The following is a 23,430-nucleotide window of genomic DNA, read 5'->3' as shown; positions in this document are numbered from 1 at the left end:
TCCTGAAAGTAGTGCTTGATTCGGGGCTAGAATTTCCAGTAGGAATTTAGCTCGACGGAGAAGCACCATGTCCAAGTCCCTCCTGTATGCGGCCGCCCTGGTCGCCGCATCCCTTTCGCTTCCATCGCAGGCCGCCCAGCTGACCGCGCAGGAATCGCGCTGGCTGCGCGCCGCCGCTCCGGTGCTGGATTACTCGAAATCCATCGACATGCCGGTCGACATCATCGTCCAGCCGCAGGCGGCGGCCGGCGCGGTGCCGCTGGCGATGGGCTTCGCCAAGGGGCGCTGCAAGCTGGTGCTGTCGATGCGCGGCAATCCCGACGCCGAGAAGGTGCTGGACAAGGTGCCCCTCGCCGACCAGGCGCTGCTGATCGAAGCGATGGCCGCGCACGAACTGGCCCACTGCTGGCGCTACGCCCAGGGCGAGTGGCACCTGCTGCCGGCCGGCTTCGTCGAGACGGGCAACGAAACCTCGCACGATCCGGCCTTGCTGGCGGCAGCCAAGGCGATGCGCGACACCCGGCGCGAGGAAGGCTTCGCCGACCTGGTGGCGCTGGCCTGGATCCAGCGCACCCAGCCCGGAGAATATGCGCGCGTGCACGATTGGCTGAGCGGCGTGCGCGGCGCCGTGGCGGTGCCGCACAGCGGCCACGATACGCGCGCCTGGGTGAAACTGGCCGGCAACGGCAAGCAATTCGACAGCCGCCTGACGCCGTTCGAGGCCGCCGACGCGCTGTGGCGCGAAGGCCTGTTGCACGGTGATTGACGATTGAGGTAGATCGAACGTCGGTCGCTATCGTCTCTATAAGCTTCATTGGTTTTTTAATAAGCGTTCGGTGCCGCACAGAGTGCGCGGCGGCCTCGGCGTTTAATCGGTCTCACCAATAACCAATAGAGGGACTCAACATGAAATCGTTCATCGCTACCTTGATCGCCACCGCCGCCGTCGCCGCCATCGGCATCGCTCCTGCCGCCGCCCAGACCAACAAGGACGCCCACAAGACCGCCATGGACAAGGCCAAGGCCGACTACCGTGTCGCCAAGGACAAGTGCGACGCCATGAGCGGCAATGCCGAAGACATCTGCGAAGACGAGGCCAAGCTGGCGCGCGCAAAAGCCGAACTCGATGCCACCATGAAGCACGACAACACCGGCAACAATGTGCGCAAGGCACGCGACAACGTCATCGATGCCGAGTATGAACTGGCCGATGAAAAATGCGACGCCATGAAGGGCGAGGCCGAAGACAAGTGCGAAGCACAAGCCAAGTCGACCCGCGACGCTGCGCGCGACGCCAACCGCGCCAAGTAATCGCTGATTCGATCGCCGTCGCACCTCACTGCGGCCGCAATTAAGTTAGCCTCAACACCGTCGTTCCCGCGCAGGCGGGAACCTAAGTTGCTCGCGTTACGACAACGCTAAAAACTTGGGTTCCCGCCTGCGCGGGAACGACGTTTTGGAGGCAGCAAAAGAACTACTCTGTGGTCATGTCCTGCAGTCTAGTTTGTCCAAACAAAGTACGTTCACGCACAGAAGTGAACGCTGTCGGGGCGTTTAATGGATGCCATCCTAACAACGCATGCAAGGGAATCCGACCATGAAAACCCTCATCGCTACCCTGATCGCAACCGCCGTGTCGGCCATCGCCGTCGCTCCCGCCAGCGCCGCCCCCGTCGACAAGGACGCCCACCGCGCCGCGATGGACAAGGCGGCCGCCGACTACCGCACCGCCAAGACCAAATGCGACACCATGAAGGGCAATGCCGAGGAAGTGTGCGAAGACGAGGCCAAGCTGGCCCAGGCGCGTGCCGAACTCGACGCCTATACCCGCTACGACACCACCGGCGGCAACCTGCGCGATGCGCGCGCCAAGGTGGTCCGCGCCGAGCATGAGCTGGCCGACACCCAGTGCGACGCCGTCGCCGCGGGCGACAAGGACCGCTGCAAGGCCACGGCCAGCTCGATCCGCGATGCCGCCCTGGCCCGCCTGGACGACCGCGACGGATCGACCGCCGTCGGCAGCAGCGGCAGCGCCGGGCTGGTGAGCCGCATCGACACCACCGATCCGAAGAAAGCGGCCGCCGTGCAGAAGTGCGAGCAGGCCAGCGGCGATGGCAGCACCGCCTGCGTGATCGACGACCGCGGCAATGTGACCACGGCCGCCAACGTGGCCACGACGACCGGCGCCGCCGTTGCCGCCAATACCCGCGAAGCGGCGGCGAATGCGGCCGAGAATACCCGTGAGGCGGCGCGCAACGCGGCTGATAAAACCCGCGAAGTGGCGGCCAACGTGGCCGAAAAAACCGGCATGGCCGGCGCCGGTGAACGCACCCGCGAAGCGGTCGCCACCGTGAAGGAAAAGACCGCCGCCGCCGTCGACCGCACCAAGGAGATGGCGTCCAACGCCGCCCGCAAGACCGAGGATGCGACCGAACGCGCCGCCGAGAAGTCCGCGCGCGTCGCCTCGGACAGCACCATCACCACCAAGGTCAAGGCCGGCCTGGTGGCCGATCCGGCCCTGAAAGGCATGGAGATCAGCGTCGATACTGAAGGCGGCGTCGTGATGCTGAGCGGCTTCGTCGAATCGAAGGCCGAGGCCGACAAGGCCATGCAGGTGGCCAAGGGTGTCGAGGGCGTGAGCAGCGTCCGGAGCGCGATCAAGGTCAAGTAAGCGCACTGGCCGGGAACGCCTATGCCATGTGGATGGAATGCCACAGTTTGGCACGGGCGTTCGTAAAACGGCCGGCATGGCGTCCGGCCCGGCCTGTGGCCGGGGCTATAATGTCCGGCGTGAACAAACTCGAAGCTTTCGGATACATCGCGGCGCAGGCCGTTCGCGGTGAGATCACATTCCCCACCAGCGTCAACGCCGTGCTGCGCCTGCAGCTGGCCCTCGACGACCCGGATTGCCACATCGACGAGGCGATCCGCCTGGTGCTGGCCGAACCACAGCTCGCCGCGCGCACGGTGGCGGTGGCCAATACGCCTGCCTTTGGCGGCAGCAACGCCATGCCGGTGACAAATGTTCGCGCTGCCGTCGCGCGCATCGGCTACCGGCGCCTGCAGGGCCTGGTGGCCAGCCTGGTGGTGCGCCAGTTCGGCAACCGCATCAACGATCCCGGCCTGCGCGCCAAAGCCGAGCAATTGTGGGCGCACACGACCCACGTCGCCTCGATCGCCCATTCGCTGGCGCGCCGCGTCACCGGCGTCAATCCCGATACCGCCCTGTTCGCCGGCATCGTGCACGAGGTCGGCGCCTTCTACCTGCTGGCGCGGGCCGACGAATTCCCCGGCCTGCTGGACGACGACCCCGAGAACTGGGGCGCCCTGTGCGAAGACGTGGTCAGCGCCGAGGTGATGAAAAAGCTGTCGATCCCGCAGGCGGTATCGGATGCGATCGCCGACATGCGGGGCGGCTGGCTGAACATGCCGCCAACCAGCCTGCTCGATACGCTCCTGCTCGCCAATCAATACGCGCCGGTACCGTCGCCCCTCGACAGCCGTTGCGCGAAGCTGCCCGACCACGGCGAGAGCGCGCTCGACTTCGTGTTCGACGAGTTCACCCTGCACGACATCCTGGATGAAGCAGCAGAAACGGCAAAGGCGATGGGTGACGTCGCGTTGGTGTGACTGTTGGTGAAAATTCCTTGTGTACGTATCTTTTCTACAACCAGACCATCGTTAATGAATGATACTCTTGATCATTATTAATTTCCTTATGGAATTTTCATGATCAAGTCTGGCGTATTTCTGGCAGTGGCGATGGCCAGCGCGAGTGCGCAGGCAGGTGTCATCGATCTGGGTTCGATCATGGGTGGCGCCAGTGTGTACACGACGGGCAACTTCTACGCATATGACAGCGATGTCGAAGGTGCAATTGTCGCTGGTGGTAACGTCACGGTTCGGGGTTATGCCGTCAATCTCAAGAACCAGGCGGCCTTTGGAAATCACGCGGTCGTTGCTGGCGGCGATATCTCGCTCACGCGCGGCACGATCCATAACGGCCAGGTCTACGCCGGCAAGACGGTATCGACGACGAATGCCACCACGCCGCCACGCACGACGGTCAATCCAATCGATTTCAACGCAGCGAGCAAGCAGTTCGCGCAGCTTGCGGCTGGATTGTCCGAGGTCGACAAGACTGGCAAGGTCGTACGCCAGGACAGCGCAAACAAGGTCATCGGCAGTGGCAAGGGTGGCGTCGACATATTCAATGTCTCGGCCGACTTTCTCAGCGGCGGCAACAACTGGAAGCTCGAAGGCGTGACCATGGGCCAGACGCTGATCTTCAATGTCAGCGGCGAGCATGGCGTGTTCAACGGCGGCATGCACGAATTGGCTGGCTATAACGTCCTGTTTAATTTCTTCGAGGCGAAAACGGTCGACGTAAAAAGTGTCCTCGGCAGCGTGCTTGCGCCGCATGCGACCGTCGTGCATAACTGGGGCGATATCATGGGCCAGGTCGTCGCCAATAGCTGGGAGTCCAGCGTGCAGGTGAATCTCGGGAACAATTTCAAGCCGGTTGACGTGCCGGGCTTCGAGCTGGTCGACAACAATCCGCCAGTCGATCCGCCGTCCGAGGTCGCGGAGCCAGGTACCCTGGTGCTGATGATGGCGGGATTGCTTGGTGCGATCACGCTGCGACGTCGTCGCGCCTGAACCACGCGCCATGAATGAACAACGGCGGCCAGTGGCCGCCGTCGTTCATTCATCGATCAAGCGCAGCCGGCCAACACCCGCGCCTGCATGCGATGGCGGGCCAGCATAAGCGCCGTCAATCCCACGCCGCACAGCGCCAGCGCCGCCGCCACCCACTGCGGCGCCGTATAGGCATAGCCCAGGGTCAGCGGCACGCCGCCGAGGAAGGCGCCCAGCGCATTGCCGATATTGAAGCCCGACTGGCCCAGCGACGAGCCCAGCATTTCTGCTTCGCGCGAATGTTCCATCAGCAGCAGCTGGATCGGCGGTCCGATGGCCAGCGCATTGGCGCCGGTCAGGAAGGCCAGCACGACCATCGCCAGCTTCGATTCCGCGAGGAAGCCATTGCACAGCAGCAGCGCGGTCATCGACAGCATGAGGATCAGCAGGGCGGGCAGCGGATGCACGCGGTCGGCCAGGCGACCGCCGAACTGCACGCCGACCGTCATGCCGACGCCGACCGCGGTCATGATCAGGGGAATCGTGGTCGAATCGAAGCGCGTGACGTCGGTCAGCAGCGGTGCGATATAGCTGAACCAGGCAAAGAAGCCGCCGGTGCCGATCGAGACGATGCCCAGCGCCAGCCACAGGTCGAGATGGCGGAAGATACGCAAGTCCTGCATGATCCCGCTGCGCTTGCCCGGTTCGATATGCGGCACCCACTGGCGCAGGCTCCACATCGTCAGCAGGCCGATCACGGCCACGATCAGGAACACCAGGCGCCAGTCGATGACATGGCCGATCCAGGTGCCGAGCGGCACGCCCAGCACATTGGCCAGGGTGAGGCCGGTGAACATCGTGGCGACCGCGGCGGCGGTGCGGCCTTCGTCGGCCAGGCGGCTGGCCACGACCGCTCCGACGCCGAAGAAGGCGCCGTGCGGCAGGCCGGCCAGGAAGCGCGACACCATCATGATCTCGAAGTTCGGCGCAAAAGCCGACATCGCATTGAAGATGGCGAACATCAGCATGAACCAGACCAGCACGCTGCGCGGCGGCCGGCCGGCCACCAGGCTGACCAGGGTCGGCGCGCCGACCACCACGCCCAGCGCATAGGCGGTAATCAGGTAGCCGGCTTGCGGGATGGTGATGTGCAAGCCATTGGCGATGTCGGGCAGGATGCCCATCATGACGAATTCGGTCATGCCGATGCCGAAGCCGCCGAGGGCGAGGGGAAGCAGGCTTTTCTTGATCACGGGATGTTGTTATTTGGAGAATGGAAGGAAAGCCGGCCGAAGCGTCATGCGCGGCCGGGTCTGGCACTATACCGGCCATGGCCGGGCGCGTCCGCTTTCGTGTCGTGATGACGGGTATAGGTCGCCGGAATGGCTTCCGCTATGCGTCGTCGTCGCTGGCGTCGTCGGACGGCCAGCCGATGCGGCCGTGGCCGGCATCGTCGAGCCGGGCGCGCAGGGAGTCGGCAGCCTCGGCCGGCAGGCTGAAGGTGAAGCGCACATCGTTGCCATGCTCGACCGCATCGAGGCTGGCGCCGGCGGCATCGAGTTCGCGCCGCAGCATGCCTTCCATGGCATACGGGGCGGTGCAGCGCAATTGACGCAGCTTGACGATCGGGACCTTGGTCGCCGTGAGCAGGGCCTGGGCCACGCTGTCCGTATAGGCACGCACCAGCCCGCCGGCGCCGAGCTTGACGCCGCCGAAGTAGCGCACCACGGTGGCCAGCACGCCTTCCAGGTCCTGGTGGCGCAGCACGTCGAGCATGGGGCGGCCGGCAGTGCCGCTGGGTTCGCCATCGTCGACCGCCGCCGACTGTCCGCCGGCCAGCAGCGCCCAGCACACATGGGCCGCGCCCGGATGCTGGGCGCGCAGTTCGGCCACGATCCTGACGGCGCCGGCGCGGTCCGGCATCGGCTGCACGCAGGCGATGAAACGGCTTTTCTTGATGACCAGTTCGTGGTGGACAGCGCCGGCAATCGTCTGGGGCATGGCGTGCGGAAAGTGGAAACAACAACGCCAACCCGAAGGCTGGCGTTGTTGAGGAATCTTTGGTAGGCCGTGCGTGGCTCGAACACGCGACCAACGGATTAAAAGTCCGCTGCTCTACCAACTGAGCTAACGACCCGAAGAAGACGAGATTATAGCGGCAGTTCGCGGATTGTCCAAGTGCTTTGAATCACTTTTTATGCTCGTCGGCTGGACCGTCATCGCGATCGCGCGACGAATCCTGGGGATCGGGTTCGTGCTTGTGTCCTTCTGGCAGCTCTTCCGAGTGGACCGGCGCATATTTGGTGCTGGGGTCGCCCTGGACGTCGCCGTCGATCTTGTCGTCTTCGGCCTTCACTTCGCGCATGGCTTCCGGCTCGAGTTTCTCGGCCTCGGTGTTCATGCGGATGAACACGCCCCAGGTGGCCAGGATCGCCGCGGCGGCCAGGCCGACCGAGGCGGCATGGGGAAGATATTGCGGCGAGCCGTTGACGAACTTGAAGACGCCGATCAAGGCCTCGACCGACAGGGCCACCACCACGACGATCAGGAAACGCGACAGGAAGCGGCGCACGCGGGTGGGGGCGCTGATATTGGCCGAGCGCTGGATTTCTTCCTCGAGCACGGTTTGCCCGAGTTCGAGCGATGCCACGGCGATCGTCAGCAAGCCGATGCATTCGAGGAGCACGTCGAAGCGGTCCTGCGCCGGCGCTGGGTGGAACGGATTGAGCGCCTGCCAGGTCTCGATCCCGGCCAGGACGATCAGCCCGATGCCGCACACGAAGAACAGGGCCACGATCATCAGGTAGCCCAGCAGGAAAATTCTTTCGATCAGGTGCATAAGGCTCAGCCACGGTAGTTGCAAATACTTTAACACCAAATCCGGTCTAACTGCGTACGGATGCGCTGCGCTTTCGTGGCACGCAATGCCATGGCCACTGGTTTGATCGCAAGATACGAGAAGGGGAAAACAAAAAAGGCGTTACGATTACTCGTAACGCCTTGATTTGATACCGCAAAATTCGTGGTAGGCCGTGCGTGGCTCGAACACGCGACCAACGGATTAAAAGTCCGCTGCTCTACCAACTGAGCTAACGACCCGAAAGAGGCAGCATTATAGCCGGCGATTCCGGATCGCGCCAGCCCTAAAAGTCAGCCCTAGAAATCAGCACCACCCCGCTCACGACAGCGCCGACGTCACCTTCAACACCTCGTCCGCCGTCGTCACTCCCTCGACCACCTTCATGGCCCCCGCAATGCGCAGCGGCTTCATCCCATCCTTCACGCTCTGTTCGCGCAAGGCCCGCATCTCGCCCGATCCGCGCACGAGCCGCCCGAACCCTTCGCTCACCGTCAGCAATTCATAGATACCGGTCCGCCCCCGATACCCGGTCTGTCGGCACTCGGGACACCCCACCGGCCGATACACGGTGGACGGCTTCGCAATCTTCCACGCGCCGCCGATGCTTTCCCACACCTCATCGCTCATCTCCCCATCCGGCGCCTTGCATGCAGGGCAGAGCGTGCGCACCAGGCGCTGCGCCATCACGCCGATCAGGGTCGCCTCCAGCAGATAATCCGGCACGCCCAATTCCAGCAAGCGCATCACGGCCGATGGCGCATCGTTGGTATGCAGGGTCGAAAACACGAGGTGGCCCGTCAGCGCCGCCTGGATCGCCATCTCGGCCGTTTCCAGGTCGCGGATCTCGCCCACCATGATGATGTCGGGATCCTGCCGCATCAGCGAGCGCACGCCATCGGCAAACGACAGGTCGATCCCCGGCTGCACCTGCATCTGGTTGAATGCCGGCTCGACCATCTCGATCGGATCCTCGACCGTGCACACATTTACTTCGCTGGTCGCCAGCGCCTTCAAGGTCGTGTACAGAGTAGTGGTCTTGCCCGACCCGGTCGGCCCGGTCACGAGAATGATCCCATGTGGGCGCCTGGTCAGCGCATCCCAGCGCTGCGCATCGTCGGGCGGGAAGCCCAGTTCGGGCAGGGTTTTCACCACTACCTCGGGATCGAAAATACGCATCACCAGTTTTTCGCCGAACGCGGTCGGCAAGGTCGACAGGCGCAATTCGACTTCCTGGCCGCCGGCGGTGCGCGTCTTGATGCGGCCGTCCTGCGGCCGGCGCTTTTCGATCACGTCCATCCGCCCCAGCAGCTTGATACGCGCCGTCATCGCAATCATCACCGCCGCCGGCACCTGGTACACCTGGTGCAGCACGCCGTCGATACGAAAACGCACCACCGCCATCTCGCGCTTGGGCTCGAGGTGGATATCCGAGGCGCGCTGCTCGAAGGCATAGCTCCACAGCCAGTCGACGATATTGACGATGTGCTGGTCATTGGCATCGAACTGCTTGTTCGATTTGCCCAGTTCGACCAGTTGTTCGAAGTTGTTGCGCATCGCGACGTCTTGCCCGCTGCTGCGGTTGGCGTCGCGGATCGACTTGGCCAGTGCGAAGAACTGCGAAATATACTGGGCGATATCGAGCGGATTGGCCAGCACCAGCTCGATGCGGCGGCGCGATACCTTGGCGATTTCGGCTTCCCACTCGGTCAGCGAGGGATCGGCGGTTGCCACCACCAGCGTGGTGGCCGTCATTTCCACCGGCAGGATGTTAAAACGCGCCGCATAGCTGGCCGACATCACATCCGCCACCTTCGTGAAATCGATCTTGAGCGGGTCGATGCGGATGAAGGGCAGGCCCACCTTGGCGGCGCACCATTCGGTGAGCACGTCCAGCGTCAGCAAGCGGTGCGGCGGCAGTGCGGACACCAGTTTGCACTGCGCCACCGCCGTCAGCGGATGCAGGATGCCGGGCGCATTTTTCAGGATGCCCTGGGCGTGGGCGAAATATTCCTTGACCTTGTCCTTGGTGACGATCCCGTCGGCCAGCAGCCACGAGAAAATCGATTGCAGGTCGAGCTTGCGCAGGCTGGCTGGTTTTGGCGGGATGGCGTTCACGGTGGCCCTGGGTGAATGGTCAATCGGCGGCGAGCAATCCCTTGACCCAGGACTTGGCCGGCAGCTTCGTCTGCGCCACGATCTGCGCGGCGCGCGCGTTCAAGGCGTCCTTGTCGAGCGTGGGCCGGGTCTTGAAGCACAGCGCGACCACATTCCCGTCATGCACCTCGGGCAGGCAGATCACGTGGTCGAAGGCGAACTTCATCGCCTTCAGGTTCTTGGCAAAGCTCGGATGGTCGCCGAACAGGTTGACGGTCATGATGCCATTCGGCGCCAGGCAGTCGGCGCAGGCCCGATAGAATTCCGGCGTGTCGAGCACCGGCCCGCGCGCGGTGGCGTCATACAGGTCGCACTGCAGCACGTCATAGGCTTCGTGGTTGGCCGCATCCTCGACAAAGTCGAGGGCGTCCATCTCGAGCACGCGCAGGCGGTCGTCCTCGGGCGGCAGCTTGAACATCGAATTGCAGATCGCGATCACCGCCTCGTTCAGTTCGACCGCGGTCACGCTCGCCTCAGGGAACTGGCGATAGCAGAACTTGGTCAAAGTGGCAGTCCCCAGGCCGAGCTGGGCGACGGCGTGCGGCGCCTCGATGAACAGCATCCAGGCCATCATCTGCTGCGCATATTCCAGCTCGGGCCAGTCGGGCTTGCGGATGCGCATGGCGCCCTGCACCCACTCGGTGCCGAAGTGCAGGTAGCGCACGCCTTCCTGTTCAGAGAGGGTAACGGGCGCGAATTTCGGTTTGCGCGCGGGGCGGCGCGAGGATTCGACTTGTTCGATGGATTTGCGTTTGATGAGCATAAAAAAGCCTGGTGGAATCGCCCTATTATCGGGGGGCGGGTTCCACTCGCGCAAGCAGGAGCCGGAAAGCGACAACGCGGCCTCGATGGGCCGCGTCGTTCAGTATCCCGGAAGATAGAGAAATTAATACTGGCTGTACGCCTGGCCCTGGCCGTTGTAGCTGTCCAGCGGCTCGACCGAGACGCGCAGGCGCACGCGGTTGCCCGGGTCGCGGCTCATCAAGGAAGTGTAATTCTGGCCACGGTATTCGTAGGTCACGTTATAGCCCGCGGTGCGCGACTCGATCGCTTCCACAGTGCGGCATTGCTGCACGGCTTGTTCCTGGACGCTGTTGCCGACCGGGCGGCCATTGTTCTGGACGCGGTCGCCCACCATGGCGCCGGCGATCGCGCCCGCGGCCGAGGCGGCCACTTTACCGTTGCCGCTGCCGACCTGGCTGCCCAGCAGGGCGCCGGCGATACCGCCGATGATCGTGCCGCCGGCGCCGCGTTCCTGTTGCACCGGCACTTGCACGTATTCGGTACGGCATTCCTGGCGCGGGGTGCGGACCTGCTCGACGCGCGGTTCCACGCGCACCACGCGGCCGAAATCCTCGAAGTCGGCGGCCTGTGCCAGCGGCAGGGTGGCGATGCCGAGGGCCGAGATGATCAGTTTGGCTTGCAAGTTCATGGTAGTACCTCGTTGAATGGTGCGACGTGGGATCGGTGATTCGTTACAGACTTCATGGTACGCCTATCGTAAAAAACCATCGAATCCGCGTGGCAACAAAATGTAACAGCGAATAAAGTGCGCTTTGACTCGCGCCAGAATGAGTCTAGTCCCAAAAGCGGCGTTTCCGTGTCACATATGTACCTACCGATGCTTACAAATGGGCATCTCAAACGCACATTTGGGTTGCTTCCAATACCACAAAACGTTACCCTTACACAAATCATGGACTTATTGGCGTATAGCAACGACAGCGAGGTAAGAGGCAGCAGCGCTACCCAGCGCCGCGAGGGGTGGCGCCATGGTGCGTTCTGGACAGGTCAACTTGAGGAAAAAATGAGTTTGTTGATGAGAGTGGCGCCGAATCTTGTTCAAGCGATCCGCGCGTTTCGCGTTGGGGATTTGCAACAGGAGGCCGGGCGACTCGGGCATCATTTCCTGTACGCGCATTGTGCCAATACGTTGACCAAGCAACAGGTCTGCGCCCGCATCGGCGAGAATTTTTATTTCCCCAAGCCATGCAGCAAGAATTTCGATGCGCTGCGCACCTGCCTGACCGAGACCATCCATCAAGCCGGTCCCCAGCCAGGCTTCATCGTCGTGCTCGAGCAATTGCCAAGCGCTCAGAAGTTCGACAAGGAAGCGCGCGAAAACCTGCTCGACGTGTTCCGCGACGCGGCCGAATTCTGGGCCGAGAAGAAGGTGCCGTTCCGCGTGTTCTACTCGTTCGCGACGGTCCCGCCGACCGCCTGAAGCAGCAGGCCAGCCCCTCCGAGGGCTGCGGTTGCCGGCCGGCCTTACGGTACAATGCCGGCTATGAAAAACATCGTGATCCTCATTTCCGGCCGCGGCAGCAATATGGAAGCGGTCGTGCGCGCGCTCGACGCCGAAGGCTGGCCCGCCCGCGTCGCAGCGGTGATCAGCAATAAGCCGGATGCCGGCGGCCTGGCGTTTGCCCAGGCGCGCGGCATTCCGACCGCCGTGGTATCGAACAAGGAGTTCGCTACCCGCGCCGAATTCGATGCCCGGTTGCAGGAAGTCATCGACACCTTCCAGCCCGACCTGGTCGTGCTGGCCGGCTTCATGCGCATCCTGACCGCGCCGTTCGTCGAGCACTACGCGGGCCGGATGCTGAACATCCACCCGTCGCTGCTGCCCCTGTTCCCGGGGCTGCACACGCACCAGCAGGCGCTCGACGCCGGTATGACGGAGCACGGCGCGACCGTGCACTTCGTCACGGCCGAACTCGACCACGGCCCGTCGGTGCTGCAAGCCCGGATTCCGGTCTTGCCGGGCGATACCCCGGACCTGCTGGCGGCGCGCCTGCTGACCGAGGAACACAAGATCTACCCACGCGCCGTGCGCCTGTTCGTCGAAGACCGCCTGGTCGTCGAAGATGGCGCGGTGCGCATCGTCGAACCAACCGTCGACACCATCAGTATTTAATTCAAGGATTTACATGAGATTGCCTCCAGCGATCGTCGCCAAGACCGAAGAAGTCTTGCGCGACATTCTCCGCTTTACTTCGCCGGCCGACGTCACCCTGTCGCGCTTCTTCAAGGACAACCCGCGTTTCGGCGGCCGCGAGCGCGGCGTCATCGCCGAAGCCGTGTACGCCGTGCTGCGCCATAAATCGTTCTTCACCGACTTCGCCGGCCATGGCAACACGCCGTCGATGCGCAAGCTGGCCCTGCTGGGCCTGGCCGAATCGGCCGGCATCGACAGCATCGGCGGCCTGACCGAGGAAGAAACCGAGTTCCTCACCCGCATCAAGGAAGTCGACCGCAACCTGCTGCCGGGTCCGATCCGCGCGAACCTGCCGCAATGGCTGTTCGACAAGCTTGTGGCCCAGTTCGGCGAGCAGGATGCGCTGGAGCTGGCCGCGGTGCTCAACACCCCGGCGCCGCTGGACTTGCGCGTCAACTCGATCAAGGCCGAGCGCGACGATGTGATCGCCCAACTGGCGCAAGCGCCGATCGTGGCCGAGCCGATGCCGTTCGCGCCGCTGGGCCTGCGCGTGCACAAGAAGCCGGCGCTGCAGAACCTGCCGCTGTTCAAGGAAGGCGCGATCGAGGTGCAGGACGAGGGCAGCCAGGTGCTGGCCCAGATCGTCGGCGCGCGCCGCGGCGAGATGGTGGTCGACTTCTGCGCCGGCGCCGGCGGCAAGACGCTGGCCCTGGGCGCGTTGATGCGCAATACCGGCCGCCTGTACGCCTTCGACGTGTCGGAAAAACGCCTGACCAAATTGAAACCGCGCATGGCGCGCAGCGGCCTGTCGAACGTGCATCCGGTGGTGATCGCGCACGAGCGCGATGCGAAAGTGAAACGCCTGGCCGGCAAGATCGACCGCGTGCTGGTCGATGCACCGTGCTCGGGCCTGGGCACCCTGCGCCGCAATCCGGACGTCAAGTGGCGCCAGCAGCCGGGCGCCGTCGGCGAGATGCAGGAGAAGCAGGCCTCGATCCTGGACGCGGCGTCGCGCCTGGTCAAGAGCGGCGGCCGCCTGGTGTACGCCACCTGCAGCCTGCTCGATGAAGAAAACGACGTCATCGTCGAAGGCTTCCTGGCCAACCACGCCGACTTCGAGCTGGTGCCGATGAGCCAGGTGCTGGCCGAGCAAAAAATCCCGCTCGAGATGGACAAGTACCTGAAATTGCTGCCGCACAAGCACCAGACCGACGGTTTCTTTGCCGCCGTCCTGCAGCGCAAGGCGCTGGCGAAGCCGGCCAAGGCCGTCGTCGCTGACGACGCCGACGTGGCCGCCGAGGAATAAGGAGTCCCGATGCCGCTGTCGGACTTGCTGAATGTCCTGCTGGACGATGCCCGCCGCCCCGCCATCGCCTGGCAGATCGTCGCCCTCGTCCTGTGCGTGGCGGCCGGCTGGGGCCTGGCGCGGCTGATCCATCGTTCGGTGTTGAAAGACCGGGGCCAGACGGGCGGCCTGCTCAGCGTCGGCCTGGGCAGTTTCAGCCGCGTGCTGTGGCCGCTCCTGACGGTGGCGCTGCTGGCGCTGGCCAAGACCGTGCTGGAACAATATCAGGGTGTGTCGCTGCTGCGCGTGGCCTTGCCGCTGTTCATGTCGCTGGCGGTGATTCGCACCTTCTTCTACCTGTTGCGGCGCGCCTTCGCGCGCCGCGGCCAGGTGGGCGCCGCGCTGCAGACCTTCGAGAAGGTGTTCGCCTTCGTGGTCTGGATCGTGGTCGCCATGCACCTGACCGGCATCCTGCCGGACGTGATGAAGGCGCTCGAGAATACGGTTCTGCCTGTCGGCAAGAACAGGATTTCGATCGCCGACCTGCTGCAGGGCGCGATCTCGATCGTGGTGCTCATGATGCTGGCGCTGTGGGCCGGCGCCGCGCTCGAGGAGCGCCTGATGGGCTTCGAGCGCATGCACAGCTCGCTCAGGGTGGCGATGGCGCGCGTGGGGCGCGCCGTCCTGATCCTGGTCGCGGTGCTGTTTAGCCTATCGCTGGCCGGCCTGGATCTCACTGTATTGTCGGTATTCGGCGGCGCGCTGGGCGTCGGCCTGGGCCTGGGCATGCAGCGCATTGCCAGCAACTATGTGTCCGGCTTCATCATCCTGTTCGAGCGCAGTCTGTCGATCGGCGACCCGATCACGCTCGATAAGTATTCCGGCAAAGTGGCGCGCATCAATACCCGCTACACCGTGCTGCGCAGTACCGACGGTACGCAAACCCTGTTGCCAAACGAGATGCTGATCACCGGCGTGGTGCTGAACCAGTCCAGCACCAACCGCAATGTGCGTGCGATCACCAAGCTGGTCGTGTCGTATGACAGCGACCTGTCGAGCGTCATGTCGCTGCTCGAAGAACAGCCGAAGGGTGTGGCGCGCGTGCTCGAGACGCCGGCGCCGAACGTGCTGCTCAACGCTTTTGTCGCCGACGGCTACGAGCTGGAAGTCGGCTTCTGGCTGGGCGATCCTGAAAACGGGCAGGGCGGTCCGATCTCCGAAGTCAACCGCAAGATCTACGCACTTGTGCAGTCGGGCGCGATCAAACTCGGGCATCCGTCGATGGATACGCGCCTGCTCGATGCCCATATCGCCAAGGCCGTGGCGCGCACGCCGCAAGAGGACGGCCGGGATCCAACCGGCACTGGCGCAAATTTGAGCAAGTAAAACTGCCGTACAGCAGTAGAACCACGTAAAATGCCCGGGTTATAGGTGTGCGGTCGCCGTGATTGCATATCGAATAAGCCCCTTGGAGACTGAATGAATTTCTTTGACGACGCCCTGCACGCTGTGCTGTCGTTCCTGTCCACCGGCCTGCTCGATTTCTCGGCCTGGCAAATCGTGGTCTACACGCTGGTGGTCACCCATATCACGATCGCCGCCGTGACGATCTACCTGCACCGTCACCAGGCGCACCGTGCGCTCGACCTGCATCCGATCCCGAGCCACTTCTTCCGCTTCTGGCTGTGGCTGACCACGGGCCAGGTCACCAAGGAATGGGCGTCGATCCACCGCAAGCACCATGCCAAGTGCGACACCGAAGAAGACCCGCATAGCCCGCAGACGCGCGGCATCCGCAAGGTGCTGTTCGAAGGCGCCGAACTGTATCGCGCCGAAAGCAAGGTCAAGGAAACCATGGACAAGTATGGCCATGGCACGCCGGACGACTGGATCGAGCGCCATGTGTACACCGGCCGCAGCATGTGGGGTGTGGCGTCGCTGTTGGTGATTAATGTTGCACTGTTCGGCGTGATCGGCCTGACCGTGTGGGCGATCCAGATGATGTGGATCCCGATCACGGCCGCCGGCATCATCAATGGCTTGGGCCACTGGTGGGGTTACCGCAACTACGATTGCAGCGATGCCGCGACCAATATCTTCCCATGGGGCATCCTGATCGGCGGCGAAGAGTTGCACAACAACCACCATACGTATGCCACCTCGGCCAAGCTGTCGAGCAAGTGGTACGAGTTCGACCTGGGCTGGGGCTATATCCGCATGCTCGAAATGGTCGGTTTGGCCAAGGTGAAGAAAGTGGCGCCGAAGCCGAAGCTGGACAAGGACAAGGCGCAAGCCGACTTCGACACCCTGCAGTCGGTGATTGCCAACCGCTACGACGTGATGGCCAAGTATGCCAAGTCGGTGCGCCACGCCTTCAGTGAAGAACTGGAACACCTGAAGCACAAGGCCGAGCTGGAATCGCGCTTTTTGAAGAGCTCGCGCAAGCTGATGCAGCGCGAGCCGGCCAAGCTGGAAACGTCGCAACAGCAGCAGCTGGTCGAGTTATTCCGCCACAGCAAGGCGCTGGAAACCATGCACCATATGCGCGTCGAACTGGGCGCGATCTGGGAGCGTTCGCATTCGACCCGCGACCAGCTGTTGCACCAGCTGCAAGACTGGTGCAACCGCGCAGAAGCGTCGGGCATCAAGGCGCTGCAGGAATTCTCGATGCGGCTGCGTACCTATGCCTGATGGGGCGGTAGGTAATTGGTAATGATAACGGCTTCTTCGGAAGCCGTTGTCGTATCCACATCATGCGGTGCGCCGCATCGGTGGCCATGCCAGGTAAGTCAGTGCCCGCCATACCCACTCGACCGGTCCGTACTGGAAGCGCGCCATCCACCAGTGGCTGAGCGCGATCTGCACAGCGCACAGCAGCACGGCAACGCCGACCTGTTCCATCCTGCCCATGCCCCACAGGCCCAGGCCATGGGAATGGAACAGGAGCGAGAACACGAGCGACTGCATCAGGTAGTTGCTCAACGCCATGCGGCCATAGGGCGCCAGCAGTCCGACCCGCGCCAGCGCGCCGCCGGCGTGCAGCGCCAACAGCAGCGCCGCCACATAGCCGAGCGAGGCGGGCAGGCTGCCCAGGGTCACCAGGGCATACGCCAGATCGTAGCCGGCATCGTCGGCGCTGGACACGCGGCCGGTGCTGACCGTGCTGCCTGCCAGGCCCAGCCCGACCCCGCCCAGGATGCCGCCCACGGCCAGGCGGCGCAGCAGCGGCAGGTGCGCCGCTGCATTGGCGACCACGCCCGAGCGCACGAACCAGACCCCGATCAGGAACATGCTGGCGACGATCATGACGGCGCCCGTCTCGTCTTCGATCCTGGCGCCGAGATGGTCCCGACGCATGGCGATGGCGTCGGCATAGTCGCCGTCGGTGAGCACCTGCTTTTCTTGCGCGCCGCGGGCGGCGCGCTCTTCGAGGTATTGGGTGGAGGAAAGTCCGGGCGCGGGGACGACCAGGCGCATGCCGCCGTCGAACGCGGCCAGGCCATAGACGAGTACGAAGACGGCGACCCCGGCGTGCAGCGGGCGCAGGTTCGGGGCCTGGGTGAAACGCCAGGCCAGCAGGCCCAGCACCACGAGCACGGCGCCGAGCGCGGGCATCAGCAGCGAGCCGCCGTCCTCGTCGCCGAGCGCGCCCAGGGCGGCGGCCAGCAGCATCAGGCTGCCGGGCACGAGCAGCAATATGGGGAAGAATATGCGGTGCTCGCTGCGCAGGTAGGCGCCGGCCAGGCCGGCGAACACGATCGGCATGACGCCCCAGGCGGCAAAGGCGAAGCCGGGCGCCTGGGCCAGCACGAAGCAGGCGACCAGGGTCGGAATCGTCCAGCCGGGCCTGGCGAACAGCGTCAGCATCAGCACCAGGGCGCCGAGCGCATAGCTGATCAGGATGTCGCCGCTCCACAGCAGCAGGTAGTGCAGCAGGCCGAACAGGCCGAGGACCGCGACCCGGCGGCCATAGAGGGGCAGGAAGGGACGTCCGGCCGCTTGGGCCCGTTCCAGCATCAGCGCGAAGCCCATGCCGAACAGCAGCGAGAAGATGGTCCAGAACTTGCCGCTGACGAGATAGGCGACGAGGAAGGCGACGATCCAGTCCAGACCATGCAGCCCGGCCGGGATGCCGTCGCCGGATTCGGCGACCGGGCGGTTGAAGAATTCGACGTTGGCGATGCAGATGCCGACCAGCGCGAAGCCGCGCAGGACGTCGAGGGCATCGAGACGGTCTGCTGCAGGAACGGGAGAAAAAGTGGAGAAGGTAGGGCTTGTCATCCTTGCATGGTAGCGTGGATGAGGTGGTAATAACAAAAAAGCCGCCGGGCTTGCGCGCCGGCGGCTTTTTCAGGACAACAAGATCGATTACTTGATCTTGGTTTCCTTGTAGATCACGTGCTTGCGTGCCTTCGGGTCGAATTTGGTGATTTCCATCTTCGCCGGCATCGTGCGCTTGTTCTTGGTGGTGGTGTAGAAGTGACCGGTACCTGCGGTCGATTCCAGCTTGATTTTGTCGCGGCCAGTTTTTGCCATGATAGCTCCCTAATTAAACTTTTTCGCCACGGGCGCGCATGTCGGCCAGCACGGCGTCGATGCCGAGCTTGTCGATCACGCGCAGACCGGCGTTCGACAGACGCAGCGAAACCCAACGGTTTTCGGATTCGACGTAGATACGGCGGTTCTGCAGGTTAGGCAGGAAACGACGCTTCGTTTTGTTGTTAGCGTGGGAGACGTTGTTACCAACCATCACACCCTTGCCGGTTACTTGGCAAACACGTGCCATAGTGCACTCCTTAAATATATTCCGAAACTGGAAAAATGAGAGTATAGCGTGAAAAGCAAAGCGGAATCAATCACTTACGAAAAACAATGGTGTCTTAATTGTATATGAAAATTTAACATTTCCTGTTGAGTGTTGTAACCCGCTGTTTACGCTATGTAAATTAGGCAAAACGTCGAGCCAGCGGCTAGAAACGTAGCGATGCATATCGGTCACAACTGCCCACTCTCTGCGAATGAATGCACCTGGTTGCCCGCTACCACGAAATGGTCCAGCACCCGGATGTCGACCAGCCCCAGCGCCTGCACCAGCGCGGCGGTCAGGCGCAGGTCGGCCTCGCTGGGCTCGGCCACGCCGGACGGATGGTTGTGCGCCAGGATCACCGCCGCGGCATTGCGCCGCAGCGCCGCCTTGACCACCTCGCGCGGATAGACGCTCGTATGCGTCAAGGTCCCCCTAAACATTTCTTCACAATTGATCAGGCGGTTCTTGACGTCCAGGAACAGCACCATGAAGGATTCATGCGTCTGCAGCGCGAACTGGCTGCGCAGGTAGTGGCGCACCGCCTCGGGCGAGCACAGTGCTTCGCGGCGGAACTGCTCGGCCACCGCGCGTCGCGCCAGTTCCAGCGCCGCCTGCAACTGGGCGTACTTGGCCGGCCCGAGCCCGCGCAGCCGGCCGAATTCGCCCGAATCGGCGTGCAGCAGGCGGTGCAGCGAGCCGAAATGCGCCAGCGTGTCGCCGGCCAGCGTCACCGCACTCTTGCCGGCCACGCCCACGCGCAGGAAGATGGCCAGCAATTCGGTGTCCGACAGCGCGTTCGGCCCGTCGCGCAGCAGGCGTTCGCGGGGGCGGTCCTGCTCGGGCCAGTCGCAAATTCCCATGTTTGATTCCTCGCCAAAAAAAGAGGCAGCCAAGGCGCAAGCGGCGCGCGTGGCTTACAATAGCGCTTTGCCTGATCAGGTATGCCCGTCACCACAAAGAACATGTCCAACGCTGCTCCCGTCGTCAACGAATCCTCTTACCTGACCCTGCATTACCGCCTGGCAGTTGCCGGCGGCTCTGATGTGGTTACGACCTTCAATGGCACCCCGGCCACCTTGCTGCTGGGCCAGGGCCAGTTGGCGCCTTTCCTCGAACAGCGCCTGATTGGCCTGCCGGAAGGCACGCACCAGACCTTCGAGCTCAGCGCTCTCGAGGCGTTCGGCGAACGCAACCCGGAATTGATCCAGTCGGTATCGAAGGCGACCCTGGACGAGAATTCGGTGCCGGGCACGGAGTACAACGTGGGCGAGGTGGTCGAGTTCAATGCGCCGAAGGGCGGCCGTTTCGCCGGCGTGCTGCTGGAACTGCGCGAGGATGCGGCCCTGTTCGACTTCAACCATCCGATGGCCGGCCGCGCCCTGCAATTCGAAGTGAAACTGATTTCGGTTCTGTGAAGGAACGACAGGAAACATGATGGAAAACGAAATTCTGCTGGCCCAGCCGCGCGGCTTCTGCGCCGGCGTCGACCGCGCGATCGAGATCGTCGAGCGCGCCCTGAAACAATTTGGCGCGCCAATTTATGTGCGCCACGAGATCGTGCACAACGCCTACGTGGTCGAAGACTTGCGCACCAAGGGCGCGATCTTCATCGAGGAGCTCGAAGATGTCCCTCCCGGCAATACGCTGGTGTTCTCGGCCCATGGCGTCTCGAAAGCCGTGCGCGCCGACGCCGAAGCGCGCGGCCTGACCATCTTCGACGCCACCTGCCCGCTGGTGACCAAGGTCCACGTCGAAGTGGCGAAGATGCGCAAGCAGGGCGCCGAGATCATCATGATCGGCCACGACGGCCACCCCGAAGTCGAGGGCACCATGGGCCAGGCCGAGGAAGGCATGCACCTGGTCGAGACGGTCGAGGACGTGCAGAAACTGCAGGTGCGCAATCCGGAACTGCTGGCCTATGTGTCGCAGACCACGCTGTCGGTCGACGACACGCTGGACATCATCGCCGCGCTCAAGGCGCGCTTCCCGAACATCATCGAGCCGAAGAAGGGCGATATCTGCTACGCCACCACCAATCGCCAGGAAGCCGTCAAGTTCATGGCGCCGCAGGTCGAGGTCGTGATCGTGGTGGGCAGCCCCAACAGCTCCAACTCGAACCGCCTGCGCGAAGTGGCCGAGAAGATGGGCACGCCGGCCTATATGGTCGACAACGCCGGCAAGATCGACCCGAGCTGGATCGAGGGCAAGAAGCGGGTCGGCGTGACCGCCGGCGCCTCGGCGCCAGAAGTGTTGGTGCAGGCCGTGATCGACCGTCTCAAGGAATTGGGTGCGGCCAGCGTGCGGGCGCTCGAAGGCGTCGAAGAACACGTGACCTTCCCGTTGCCGAAGGGCCTTGACGGCATTCCCCAAGGCGCACCGACGCCGGCAGCCTGAACATTATTTTTCGTTCCGCCAGAAAACAAAATTTGCTACAGTTCTGATTTACCGTGATTAGTTTTCCAACAGCCAAGTTATGATGACGGCGCTCGGAAATTTTGTCATGGTAAGTTAGCGCCATGAACGGCACTCGGGTTTGTCCCGCAGTGCCGTTTTTTGTCAGGCAGATCGAAACAGGCGAAACGATGGAAACCTTTATTCAACAGCTGCTGAACGGCCTGGTGCTGGGCAGCATGTATGCGCTGGTCGCGCTCGGCTACACGATGGTGTATGGCGTGCTCAACCTCATCAACTTCGCCCACGGCGACGTGCTCATGATCGGCGCCATGATCGGCCTCACCATCCTTCAATTGTTGGAGGCTTACATTCCCGGCCTGCCCGGCTATGTGCAACTGGCCTGCGCCATCCTGGGCGCGATTCCGCTCACCATGCTGGTCAGCATCCTGGTCGAGCGCATCGCCTACCGCCGCCTGCGCAATGCACCGCGCCTGGCTCCCCTGATCACGGCGATCGGCGTCTCGATCCTGCTGCAGACCTTCGCCATGATGATCTGGGGCCGCAGCCCGCTCCCGTTCCCGCAACTGCTGTCGTCCGAGCCGATCATGATTGGCGGCGCCATGATTTCGCAAACCCAAGTGCTGCTGCTGGTGCTGGCCGCCGTCGCCATGGGCGCGCTGGTGCTGCTGGTCGAGCGCACGAAAATGGGCCGCGCGATGCGCGCCGTGGCCGAGAACCCGCGCGTGGCCGGCCTGATGGGCGTCGATGCCAACCGCGTGATCGTTGCCACCTTCGCCATCGGCGCCGCGCTGGCGGCGGTGGCCGGCGTGATGTGGGGCGCCAACTATGCCTCGATCACCTTCACCATGGGCGTGCTGCCCGGTCTGAAAGCCTTCTGCGCCGCGGTGCTGGGCGGGATCGGCAATATCTATGGCGCGATGCTGGGCGGCCTGCTGCTGGGGATCATCGAGGCGCTGGGCGCCGGCTATATCGGCGACCTGACCGGCGGCTTCCTCGGCAGCCACTATCAGGACATCTTCGCCTTCGTGGTGCTGATCCTGGTGCTCACCCTGCGCCCGTCCGGCATCATGGGCGAACGCGTGGCCGACCGCGCCTGACCACAAGGAGAACACCATGGCACTCCTGACTTTCGACACCCGGCACAAGCCGCGCCAGGCATACATCAGCATGGCGGCGGTGCTGATCCTGATGCTCATCTTCCCCTTCGTCGCCTCGCAGTTCGGCAATTCGTGGGTGCGCATCATCGACATCGCGCTGCTGTACATCATGCTGGCGCTGGGCCTGAACATCGTGGTCGGCTTCGCCGGCCTGCTCGACCTGGGCTATATCGCCTTCTTCGCGGTCGGCGCCTACCTGGTCGGCCTGTTCTCGTCGCCGCAGTTCGCCGCGCTGCTCGAATCGCTGATCTATTATTCGCCGGCGATCGGCGAAGCGCTGGTGGCCTTCTTCGGCCCCGAGATCGCGCAGGACGGCATCCACCTGTCGCTGTGGGCCATCGTGCCGCTGGCGGCGTTGTGCGCGGCCCTGTGCGGCGCGCTGCTGGGCGCTCCGACCCTGAAACTGCGCGGCGACTACCTTGCCATCGTGACCCTCGGCTTTGGCGAGATCATCCGCATCTTCATGAACAACCTGAACGACCCGATCAACTTCACCAACGGGCCGCAGGGGATCAATATGATCGACCCGATCCGCGTGTTCGGGGTGTCGCTGGCGGGCGAGCCGGGCTCCGGCGCCAACGTCATGATCGGCGACTACGCGATGCCGTCGGTGAACGCCTATTACTTTTTGTTCCTGGCGATGGTGATCGCGACGATCTTCATCACCGGCCGCCTGCAGCATTCGCGACTCGGCCGGGCCTGGGTGGCGATCCGCGAAGACGAGATCGCGGCCAAGGCGATGGGCATCAATACCCGCAACGTCAAGCTGCTGGCCTTCGCCATGGGCGCGTCCTTCGGCGGCGTGGCCGGCGCCATGTTTGGCGCCTTCCAGGGTTTCGTTTCGCCTGAATCGTTCTCCCTGACCGAGTCGATCGCGGTGCTGGCGATGGTGGTCCTGGGCGGCATCGGCCACATCCCGGGCGTGGTGCTGGGCGGCGTGCTGCTGGCGGCCCTGCCCGAAGTGCTGCGCCACGTGGTCGATCCGTTGCAACAGGCCCTGTTCGGCAAGGTGATCATCGAGGCCGAAGTGCTGCGCCAGCTGCTGTACGGCCTGGCCCTGGTCGGGATCATGCTGGTGCGCCCGGCCGGCCTGTGGCCGTCGCCGAACAAGGAAGAACGTCCCAACGCCGCCCTGGCGCGCGAGGAAGAAGAAGCGTCCACCGCGTGATGAGTGAA

At 63.5% G+C, this 23,430-nt stretch carries 24 protein-coding genes and 2 tRNA genes; 14 read left to right on the top strand and 12 right to left on the bottom strand.

All coding sequences use genetic code 11. The features are described from left to right. Positions 1 to 67 precede the first annotated feature (67 nt). The 5 genes from Q9246_RS08555 (at position 68) to Q9246_RS08535 (ending at position 4,659) form a co-directional block, all read left to right on the top strand. Complete coding sequence (locus Q9246_RS08555; protein WP_306396965.1) at positions 68 to 766, top strand: hypothetical protein; 699 nt, start codon at positions 68 to 70, stop codon at positions 764 to 766. A gap of 140 nt (positions 767 to 906) precedes the next feature. Further along, the gene (locus Q9246_RS08550; RefSeq protein WP_306396963.1) at positions 907 to 1,311 is read left to right on the top strand and encodes a cell envelope biogenesis protein TolA; all 405 of its coding nucleotides are present in this window, start codon (positions 907 to 909) and stop codon (positions 1,309 to 1,311) included. A gap of 286 nt (positions 1,312 to 1,597) precedes the next feature. Then, positions 1,598 to 2,671 (top strand): BON domain-containing protein, encoded by a 1,074-nt coding sequence (locus Q9246_RS08545; RefSeq protein ID WP_306396961.1) that lies wholly within the window; start codon positions 1,598 to 1,600, stop codon positions 2,669 to 2,671. Positions 2,672 to 2,790: 119 nt separating this feature from the next. Further along, entirely contained in the window at positions 2,791 to 3,630 is an 840-nt protein-coding gene (locus Q9246_RS08540) for an HDOD domain-containing protein (RefSeq protein ID WP_422802362.1), read from the top strand. A gap of 99 nt (positions 3,631 to 3,729) precedes the next feature. Continuing rightward, positions 3,730 to 4,659, top strand: coding sequence for a choice-of-anchor A family protein (locus Q9246_RS08535; RefSeq protein ID WP_306396958.1), 930 nt, complete (start codon positions 3,730 to 3,732; stop codon positions 4,657 to 4,659). Positions 4,660 to 4,715: 56 nt separating this feature from the next. On the opposite strand, the gene Q9246_RS08530 is transcribed toward Q9246_RS08535, so the two are convergent. From Q9246_RS08530 to Q9246_RS08495, 8 genes are all read right to left on the bottom strand, one after another. After that, on the bottom strand, positions 4,716 to 5,891 hold the full coding sequence (locus Q9246_RS08530) for an MFS transporter (protein ID WP_306396957.1): 1,176 nt from the start codon (positions 5,889 to 5,891) through the stop codon (positions 4,716 to 4,718). 139 nt (positions 5,892 to 6,030) lie between these two features. Beyond that, positions 6,031 to 6,639 carry an IMPACT family protein gene (locus Q9246_RS08525; RefSeq protein ID WP_306396956.1) on the bottom strand — a complete coding sequence of 203 codons (609 nt, stop codon included), beginning with the start codon at positions 6,637 to 6,639 and terminating at the stop codon, positions 6,031 to 6,033. 60 nt (positions 6,640 to 6,699) lie between these two features. Next, positions 6,700 to 6,775: transfer RNA gene (locus Q9246_RS08520), tRNA-Lys, on the bottom strand. A gap of 51 nt (positions 6,776 to 6,826) precedes the next feature. Further along, entirely contained in the window at positions 6,827 to 7,477 is a 651-nt protein-coding gene (locus Q9246_RS08515; protein WP_306396955.1) for a hypothetical protein, read from the bottom strand. A gap of 184 nt (positions 7,478 to 7,661) precedes the next feature. Then, a tRNA-Lys gene (locus Q9246_RS08510) sits at positions 7,662 to 7,737 on the bottom strand. Positions 7,738 to 7,816: 79 nt separating this feature from the next. Next, positions 7,817 to 9,613 carry a type IV pilus assembly ATPase TfpB gene (gene tfpB, locus Q9246_RS08505; RefSeq protein ID WP_306396954.1) on the bottom strand — a complete coding sequence of 599 codons (1,797 nt, stop codon included), beginning with the start codon at positions 9,611 to 9,613 and terminating at the stop codon, positions 7,817 to 7,819. Between the two features lie 19 nt (positions 9,614 to 9,632). After that, positions 9,633 to 10,415 (bottom strand): spermine/spermidine synthase domain-containing protein, encoded by a 783-nt coding sequence (locus tag Q9246_RS08500; protein WP_306396952.1) that lies wholly within the window; start codon positions 10,413 to 10,415, stop codon positions 9,633 to 9,635. A 123-nt stretch (positions 10,416 to 10,538) separates the two neighbouring features. Then, positions 10,539 to 11,084, bottom strand: a complete 546-nt coding sequence (locus tag Q9246_RS08495) for a glycine zipper 2TM domain-containing protein (RefSeq protein WP_306396951.1) — start codon at positions 11,082 to 11,084, stop codon at positions 10,539 to 10,541. A 375-nt stretch (positions 11,085 to 11,459) separates the two neighbouring features. Here Q9246_RS08495 and Q9246_RS08490 point away from each other — a divergent pair, with 375 nt between their 5' ends. The 5 genes from Q9246_RS08490 (at position 11,460) to Q9246_RS08470 (ending at position 16,566) form a co-directional block, all read left to right on the top strand. After that, positions 11,460 to 11,876 carry a barstar family protein gene (locus Q9246_RS08490; RefSeq protein WP_306396949.1) on the top strand — a complete coding sequence of 139 codons (417 nt, stop codon included), beginning with the start codon at positions 11,460 to 11,462 and terminating at the stop codon, positions 11,874 to 11,876. 63 nt (positions 11,877 to 11,939) lie between these two features. Next, the gene (purN, locus tag Q9246_RS08485) at positions 11,940 to 12,569 is read left to right on the top strand and encodes a phosphoribosylglycinamide formyltransferase (RefSeq protein ID WP_306396947.1); all 630 of its coding nucleotides are present in this window, start codon (positions 11,940 to 11,942) and stop codon (positions 12,567 to 12,569) included. 13 nt (positions 12,570 to 12,582) lie between these two features. Continuing rightward, the gene (locus Q9246_RS08480; RefSeq protein WP_306396946.1) at positions 12,583 to 13,896 is read left to right on the top strand and encodes an RsmB/NOP family class I SAM-dependent RNA methyltransferase; all 1,314 of its coding nucleotides are present in this window, start codon (positions 12,583 to 12,585) and stop codon (positions 13,894 to 13,896) included. A 9-nt stretch (positions 13,897 to 13,905) separates the two neighbouring features. Beyond that, a complete protein-coding gene (locus Q9246_RS08475) occupies positions 13,906 to 15,261 on the top strand; it encodes a mechanosensitive ion channel family protein (protein ID WP_306396945.1) in 1,356 nt (451 codons plus the stop codon). Between the two features lie 93 nt (positions 15,262 to 15,354). Further along, positions 15,355 to 16,566 carry a DesA family fatty acid desaturase gene (locus Q9246_RS08470; protein WP_306396943.1) on the top strand — a complete coding sequence of 404 codons (1,212 nt, stop codon included), beginning with the start codon at positions 15,355 to 15,357 and terminating at the stop codon, positions 16,564 to 16,566. Positions 16,567 to 16,626: 60 nt separating this feature from the next. On the opposite strand, the gene Q9246_RS08465 is transcribed toward Q9246_RS08470, so the two are convergent. From Q9246_RS08465 to radC, 4 genes are all read right to left on the bottom strand, one after another. Continuing rightward, positions 16,627 to 18,156: a DUF418 domain-containing protein gene (locus tag Q9246_RS08465; RefSeq protein ID WP_306396941.1), complete on the bottom strand. Its 1,530-nt coding sequence runs from the start codon at positions 18,154 to 18,156 to the stop codon at positions 16,627 to 16,629. An 87-nt stretch (positions 18,157 to 18,243) separates the two neighbouring features. Next, on the bottom strand, positions 18,244 to 18,411 hold the full coding sequence (rpmG, locus tag Q9246_RS08460) for a 50S ribosomal protein L33 (RefSeq protein ID WP_005665735.1): 168 nt from the start codon (positions 18,409 to 18,411) through the stop codon (positions 18,244 to 18,246). 13 nt (positions 18,412 to 18,424) lie between these two features. Next, positions 18,425 to 18,661: a 50S ribosomal protein L28 gene (gene rpmB, locus Q9246_RS08455; protein ID WP_005665737.1), complete on the bottom strand. Its 237-nt coding sequence runs from the start codon at positions 18,659 to 18,661 to the stop codon at positions 18,425 to 18,427. Positions 18,662 to 18,870: 209 nt separating this feature from the next. After that, positions 18,871 to 19,542 carry a RadC family protein gene (gene radC / locus Q9246_RS08450; RefSeq protein WP_306396926.1) on the bottom strand — a complete coding sequence of 224 codons (672 nt, stop codon included), beginning with the start codon at positions 19,540 to 19,542 and terminating at the stop codon, positions 18,871 to 18,873. Positions 19,543 to 19,644: 102 nt separating this feature from the next. Here radC and Q9246_RS08445 point away from each other — a divergent pair, with 102 nt between their 5' ends. The 4 genes from Q9246_RS08445 to Q9246_RS08430 all read left to right on the top strand — a co-directional run bounded on the left by Q9246_RS08445 (position 19,645) and on the right by Q9246_RS08430 (position 23,422). Next, positions 19,645 to 20,097, top strand: a complete 453-nt coding sequence (locus Q9246_RS08445; protein WP_306396924.1) for an FKBP-type peptidyl-prolyl cis-trans isomerase — start codon at positions 19,645 to 19,647, stop codon at positions 20,095 to 20,097. Positions 20,098 to 20,116: 19 nt separating this feature from the next. Continuing rightward, complete coding sequence (ispH, locus tag Q9246_RS08440; protein ID WP_306396923.1) at positions 20,117 to 21,076, top strand: 4-hydroxy-3-methylbut-2-enyl diphosphate reductase; 960 nt, start codon at positions 20,117 to 20,119, stop codon at positions 21,074 to 21,076. Between the two features lie 188 nt (positions 21,077 to 21,264). After that, entirely contained in the window at positions 21,265 to 22,194 is a 930-nt protein-coding gene (locus Q9246_RS08435) for a branched-chain amino acid ABC transporter permease (RefSeq protein WP_306396922.1), read from the top strand. Between the two features lie 16 nt (positions 22,195 to 22,210). Next, positions 22,211 to 23,422: an ABC transporter permease subunit gene (locus Q9246_RS08430; RefSeq protein WP_306396919.1), complete on the top strand. Its 1,212-nt coding sequence runs from the start codon at positions 22,211 to 22,213 to the stop codon at positions 23,420 to 23,422. Positions 23,423 to 23,430: the final 8 nt, after the last annotated feature.

Source organism: Telluria beijingensis, assembly GCF_030770395.1.
GTDB lineage: Bacteria > Pseudomonadota > Gammaproteobacteria > Burkholderiales > Burkholderiaceae_D > Telluria > Telluria beijingensis.
This window is presented reverse-complemented; position numbering and strand designations above follow the sequence as displayed.